The sequence below is a fragment of the Bacillus sp. JJ783 genome (assembly GCF_036963225.1).
Lineage (GTDB): Bacteria > Bacillota > Bacilli > Bacillales > Bacillaceae_G > Bacillus_A > Bacillus_A cereus_U.
On sequence record NZ_JBALMG010000052.1, the window covers coordinates 15,205 to 22,050 of the forward strand.

Genomic DNA, 6,846 nt, shown 5'->3' on the forward strand with positions numbered 1-6,846 from the left:
GTTTTTAGCAATTAGAAGCTTTAGACAGATGGGATTCCATGTGAAAGAAATTGGATCGGTTTTTAACGGTTTAGAATATGATGACATAATGAAAAAATGTAATGATAAAATAGTTGAAAAAAATGAAGCGATAAAACAGTTAGAGTTAGAAACAAAGCAAATAAATGAATTCATGAACTTATTAAACGAATATAGACAAGAAGATAAGCGATGGGTTATAAAACAAGCTGAGACTTATTATTTTCTCAAACATGTTCATTTAAATGAAGGAACATTGTATGCAAATCCACTATTAAAAACATGGTTGAATTTCTTACCAACAGTTTCTCCAGCATTATGTATTCCACTTGAAGACTATAAAATGAAAAATATAGATAATAGTTATTGGGTAATGGCTATCTCTGAATCAAAGATGAAAGAATGTCAATTACCTATGGATGATTCAGTTATTCAAATACCTATAGGAGAGTGCTTGCATTATTTATATGAAAAAGACGTAAATGAACCGTTATCATCGTTGATATTAGATGAACCACTACATATTATGCAGGAACAGGGATACTCTCTTAACGGAGATATTTTATGTAGATACGTTTGCGAAACAAAGAGTCAAGAAAAAACAGATGAACATTATATTATTATGATTCCTATTATTAAATCAAATAATGCAAGGTGACCTCGTAAATGTGAAGTAGAGAAGGAAATGAAAAAGTGCATGTAATTGTTAGACACAGTCTACAATTACATGCACTTTTTTTTTGAAACAAAAGGATTTTTACACGGTGTTCAGTTAAGTTTATACAAAATAAATGAATTAATTAAATTAAGCTATTGACCCTAGTCTTAGACCATAGTTTATATTGAACTTATCAAGAAAGCGCTTGCAGAAATAAAGAGTATGCAAAGCACTTAAAATAAATATTGGAGGTTTTTAATATGAGAAATATCGTACTTTTATGTAATGCAGGTATGTCTACAAGTATGTTAATGAACAAAATGAAAGGGTTTGCAGAATCGGCAGGTTATAACTGTGAGATTAATGCTTATGCATTAACGGAAGCACAAAATGTTGGCCCAGCAGCTGATGTGATTTTATTAGGACCACAAGTGCGATATGCATTAAATAATGTGAAAAAACAATTGCCAGAAAAGCATATTGAAGTAATTGATATGGCAGCTTACGGCATGTTAGATGGGAAAAAAGTAATTGAACGAGTGAAAACCATTTTAGGTGATTAAAAGTTTCTGCATTGGGAACGATTAACGAGCTTTATACGATTTATGTCAGTTATGAAAAGTACATATTTTGAGGGAGGTCATCGTCTGAAAAAGATAAAGAAATTTCCAATTTTATGTATGGTAATAGGGAGCTTGGCAGGTGGTTTGGTACTTTCAGGATGTTCATCAGAAAGCAAAGGTAAGGCTTTAAAAGACTCAGATATAACACTTATAACGAATGTTCTTCCGTATGGGGAAGTAGGAGCTACCGTCGTTTGTGACTTTGGAGATACAATAGATAGCTCAAAATTAACAAAAGATAGTTTTAAAGTTGAGGTGGAAGTGAATGGGAAACCTCAAAATAGAAAAATAAATAAAGTGTATACAAATAATAAAGCTGAGGTATCAGAGGCTTCAAAAGACGGACAATACGTTGTAATCGAATTAGATGAAAACGATAAACATGCATCTACCTCAACATTTGATGAAGAAAAATTTTTAAGCACGAGAGATAATTTAGATTATAAGTTAACTCTTAAGAAAGAAATTAAAACAAAAGAAGGTGCAACTTTTAAAGCATCTGAACAGAAAAATAAAATTTCAAATGTAGTTACTCCTGTTGTAGATGATTTTAAAAAAGGAGTATATCAAGATGCATCTGGAAGCAAAATGCAATATAGACTTTTTGAGCCTAAAAAAGAGCCTAACAAAAAATATCCATTAGTCTTATTTTTACATGGATCAGGTGAACGAGGCAATGACAACTATATGCAAGTTGTAGGAAATGAGGGCGCTGTAGCGTGGGCTAATCCAGAACAGCAAAAGAAAAACCCTGCATATGTGTTAGCTCCTCAGGTTGAAGCAGCTGAAACACTTACAGCATATTGGACCGAGGAACCGAACTATACTACTATGTTGAATTTACTAAAAGAAACCATCGATAAATATGATATTGATAAAAATCGTATATATGTTGTTGGTATGTCCAATGGTGGAATTGGGACTTGGAATGTTATTAAGAAGAACCCGGATCTTTTCGCAGCTGCTGTTCCGATTTGTGGAATAGGAGATTTGCCGGAAAATAAGCTTGTTGGTGAATATGAACCAATGCAAGATACTTCAGTATTCAAGGATATTAAAGATATGCCAATTTGGGTCTTCCATGCAGAAGATGATCCGCTAGTTGATGTGAGATATAGCAGAGATGCTGTACAAGCTATTAAAGAACTAGGTGGTTCTTTGGTTAAATATACAGAATATCCAACTGGAATCGTTAAACCAATGGGACACTTCTCTTGGGTACCAGCTTTGCAGGATAAAGAGATGATAAATTGGTTGTTTAATCAGTCAAAATAATTTTTTGAATATCTTGATTATAAAAATAGCATTCTACTCATGTAGGTGGTGCATGCATATTTTTATAAGCCCATAAGGAGAATTCATAATGAGTAAAAAAATTGTATCACTTTGCTTGTTAGCTTCTTTAACAGTTTCATTATTTGGATGTTCAGCAAATGAAGACCAAAAAGTGAAAGAGAAAAAAGAAGAAAAGCCGGTTGAGTTTTATTTAGTAAGGCATGGGAAAACGATGCTAAACACGACTGATAGAGTACAGGGGTGGGCAGACGCGCCCCTTACTAAAGATGGAGTTGAAGTGGCAGAGTATCTTGGAAAAGGTTTGAAAGAAGTTAAGTTTGAGAAGGCATATAGTAGCGATAGTGGACGTGCAATAGAAACTGCGAAAATTGTATTAGATCAAAGTGGAAATAAAGATATGAATATCAATCAAAGTAAAAATTTGCGTGAAGTGTGTTTCGGTGAGTTTGAAGGGGAGTTAAATCATACTTTTCGGGAAAAACTTGCACAAGCAAATAATATGAACCATGAAGAATTTATGAATAATTTCGACATCGATATTATGCAAAAAACTGCAGCGAAGATCGATAAGAGTAAACAGGCTGAAGATACTGAAACAGTCACAAAGAGAATGAAAAACGAAGTTGATAAAATTGCAAAAGAAGTAGCAGAAGATGGCGGCGGTGAAGTCCTTGTTGTATCACATGGTATATCTTTAATGGATCTATTATATTCAATATCTCCTGACTCTTTAAATGAGGTTGAAGAAGGGTTAGGAAATGCAAGTGTTTCAAAAGTTGTATATAAAGATGGGAAATATAAAGTTCAATCTGTAAATGATATGAGCTATGTGGAAAAAGGCAAAAAGTAAATGAATTAAAAGTCAGAAATGTTGGAGGTAATTATGAAGCTGTTAGAAGGGACAAAAAACGGACTAGAACGAATCATCACACCACTAACAAATTATCTCGGAAATAGTAAAGTAGTTAATGCTATTACATCAGGGATGATGATGACGATTCCTGTTACGATCGGTGTTACATTGTTTGCTATTTTAGGTAACTTACCATTTAAAGGGTGGAAAGAATTTTTAATTCAAATTGGTTTATATACGCACATGCAAGACATGATTAGTGCGACACTTAGCTTGTTAGCAGTATATATGGTTGTCATTATCGCTTATTCTTATGTGAAAGAAGAAGGCATGAACGGAATGACAGCTGCTGTTATAGCATTAGGTAGTTTCTTATGCTTAATGCCAATGTCAATTAAGGTTGGAGAAGAACAAATTCCAGCTATTTTAAATCAGTATTTAGGTAGTGATGGAATATTCGTTGCCATGTTTGTCGGCGTGTTCACCGGTAAATTGTACTGTGCATTAAAAAGAAGAAATATTGGAGTGAAATTACCAGAATCGGTACCACCTATGGTAGCTGAGGCGATTAATCCAGTATTTATTTCAATCATCATTTTCACGCTTATCTTCTTTATTAGAGTAATATTTGGCTATACTCCATATGAAAATATTTTTAACTTTGTAAGTCAAGTAATCTCGTTACCTGTAAAAGTAATTGGATCGTCTGTATGGTCAGTTATTGCTATCTTTACTTTTATGAATTTATGTTGGTTCTTCGGTTTACATCCAGCACCAATCATAAATGTGTGGTATAGTGCGACAGCTCCGTTATTTACGGCAGCAATTACAGCTTTCGCTTCAGGAACACCTTTTGCGGAAATTCCTTATTTAGGATTTAGTTTAATGCATTTTGCAGTTGCCATTGGTGGAACAGGAAATACGTTAGGTTTAGCAATAAATCTACTATTTGCGAAATCACAGCAATATAAATCACTTGGGAAAATCGGTATCGTCCCAAATATCTTTAATATTAATGAGCCGATAGTATTTGGATTACCGCTTGTTCTGAATCCAATATATTTTATTCCATTAGTAGCATCTTCAATAGTTGGCGGGTTAATTTGTATCGTATTCCTTAAAATCACGGGAATTTTATCTACCTTTAACCCACTTATTGAATTGCCATGGGTAACACCAGCACCATTTGCAGGTTATATTTCTGGTGGTTGGTTACTATTAATCATGACGGTATTAATTATTATCTCTCAAATTCTACTATATTATCCGTTCTTTAAAATGGGAGATAAGAAAGCTTATGAGGCAGAACAACAAGCAGCAACTGAGCAATAATAATGTATCCCTCAAAAGCCCGATTGTTGTGGGCTAGTAATCAGTGGGGATGAACGAAACCCCACTGATTGTTTTTTGATTTATAAAAATAAAAAAATGTTAGGAGAATCGTTATGGAACAAAATGAATTAGTAGTATTTAAAATTATATCAACAGTAGGTAGCGCACGATCTTCATATATTGAAGCAATTCAAGAAGCAAAAATGGGTAACTTTGAACAAGCGAGACGATTAATGAATGAGGGTAGTGAGACTTTTATTGAAGGACATAGAGCGCATGCTGGACTGATTAGTAGAGAAGCGGCTGGTGAAAAAGTAGAAGTTAGCTTATTACTAGCACATGCAGAAGATCAATTAATGAGTGCAGAAGGATTTAAAATTATAGCAGAAGAGCTTATAAGCGTTTATGAAACATTTTTAGTGAAACAAGTTTAATATAAACAAACTATAACAATACTATTTTTGAAAAGGAAAGGTAAAAATTATGCTCAATAGTTCATTTAAAAAAGACTTTTTATGGGGAGCTTCCACAAGTGCTTACCAAGTAGAAGGAGCCTATAATGAAGATGGAAAAGGCCTTTCTGTTCAAGATGTGAAAGTTATTCCTGAAGGTACGTCAGATTTTACAGTTTGTAGTGATCATTATCATCATTTTAAAGAAGATGTGAAGCTTTTTTCTGAATTAGGGCTAAAAGTATATCGTTTTTCAATAGCTTGGACTCGAATTCTTCCAAATGGTACGGGAGAAGTGAATGAAAAAGGTATTACATTCTATAGCAATCTTATTGATGAATTGCTGAAGCATGATATCGTACCGTTAATAACGATGTATCATTTTGATTTACCGTATGAATTAGAGAAAAAGGGTGGATGGAGTAACCGTGCTACCATCGATGCTTTTGTTACATATTGCGAAATCCTTTTTGAACGTTTTGGAGATCGGGTTAAGAATTGGTTAACAATTAATGAACAGAACATGATGATATTACATGGACAGGCTGTTGGGACATCGATAGTATCTCAAAAAGAGCTATATCAGCAAAATCATCATATGCTTTTAGCGGAGGCAAAGGTAACAAACTTATGTCACAAGATGATATCTGATGCGAAAATTGGTCCAGCACCAAATATTAGTTATGTGTATCCGAAAACATGTAAGCCGAATGATATTATTGCGGCTCAAAATTGTAACGCAATTCGTAATTGGTTATACCTTGATATGGCTGTATATGGAAGATATAACAATATAGCGTGGAATTTCATGAAAAGCAAAAATATTGAACCAGTCATTCTAGAAGGAGATATGGAGATTCTATCTAGTTCAAAACCAGATTATATAGCTTTTAACTATTATTCTTCTATTACTGTTAGTGAATATGATGAGAACTTTGTAATTGATGAAGCTGCTGATCAACAAATTGAAGTAGGTGAAGAAGGGTTCTTCATGGGTGACGATAATGAACATCTAGAATTAACCGATTTCGGTTGGGAAATCGACCCAATTGGCTTCCGAGTTACATTAAGAGAAGTGAATGATCGTTATAACTTGCCAATTATCGTTACAGAGAATGGGATAGGTGCTTACGACAAAGTAGATGAAGATGGGTCAGTGAAAGATCACTACCGAATTGATTATTTGAAAAAACATATTGAACAGATGGAATTGGCAATTGCAGATGGAGTGGATGTAATTGGTTACTGCCCTTGGGCGGCAATCGATTTAATTTCTACGCATCAAGGTTTCAGAAAAAGATATGGTTTTATCTATATAAATCGTGATGAAGACGATTTAAAAGATTTAAAAAGAATAAAGAAACAGAGCTTCTATTGGTATAAAGAAGTTATTTCATCAAATGGAAAAGAAAAATAACATATAGTTTCGAATTTCACATCATAGAGTGCGTACCTCAAGGGAAAATTATTTATTTTGAGGTGCGCACTTTTTTATCCCGCTATTTGTGGGCAGTAAAACTCCCATCTCAAAATTCAGGTGGAGAAAAGAAGTTAGGTGGGAGCCCTGCTGCCCGTAAACGCCCGATTGATGAGGGTAATAATCAGTGGGGGGTG

General features: G+C 34.0%; 7 protein-coding genes. All 7 read left to right on the plus strand.

What is annotated here, in order from left to right; genetic code table 11:
- Positions 1-676 (plus strand): MerR family transcriptional regulator (locus V7038_RS11295; RefSeq protein ID WP_335470245.1); only part of this gene is annotated, 676 nt, incomplete at its 5' end.
- 260 nt (positions 677-936) lie between these two features.
- A complete protein-coding gene (locus V7038_RS11300) occupies positions 937-1,239 on the plus strand; it encodes a PTS sugar transporter subunit IIB (RefSeq protein WP_088078827.1) in 303 nt (100 codons plus the stop codon).
- Positions 1,240-1,281: 42 nt separating this feature from the next.
- Complete coding sequence (locus V7038_RS11305; protein WP_335470248.1) at positions 1,282-2,574, plus strand: prolyl oligopeptidase family serine peptidase; 1,293 nt, start codon at positions 1,282-1,284, stop codon at positions 2,572-2,574.
- A gap of 88 nt (positions 2,575-2,662) precedes the next feature.
- Positions 2,663-3,445, plus strand: a complete 783-nt coding sequence (locus V7038_RS11310) for a histidine phosphatase family protein (protein WP_335470250.1) — start codon at positions 2,663-2,665, stop codon at positions 3,443-3,445.
- 33 nt (positions 3,446-3,478) lie between these two features.
- Positions 3,479-4,780, plus strand: coding sequence for a PTS sugar transporter subunit IIC (locus V7038_RS11315; protein WP_199660938.1), 1,302 nt, complete (start codon positions 3,479-3,481; stop codon positions 4,778-4,780).
- Between the two features lie 113 nt (positions 4,781-4,893).
- Entirely contained in the window at positions 4,894-5,214 is a 321-nt protein-coding gene (locus V7038_RS11320; protein WP_335470252.1) for a PTS lactose/cellobiose transporter subunit IIA, read from the plus strand.
- A 49-nt stretch (positions 5,215-5,263) separates the two neighbouring features.
- Positions 5,264-6,649: a glycoside hydrolase family 1 protein gene (locus tag V7038_RS11325; protein WP_070139586.1), complete on the plus strand. Its 1,386-nt coding sequence runs from the start codon at positions 5,264-5,266 to the stop codon at positions 6,647-6,649.
- Positions 6,650-6,846: the final 197 nt, after the last annotated feature.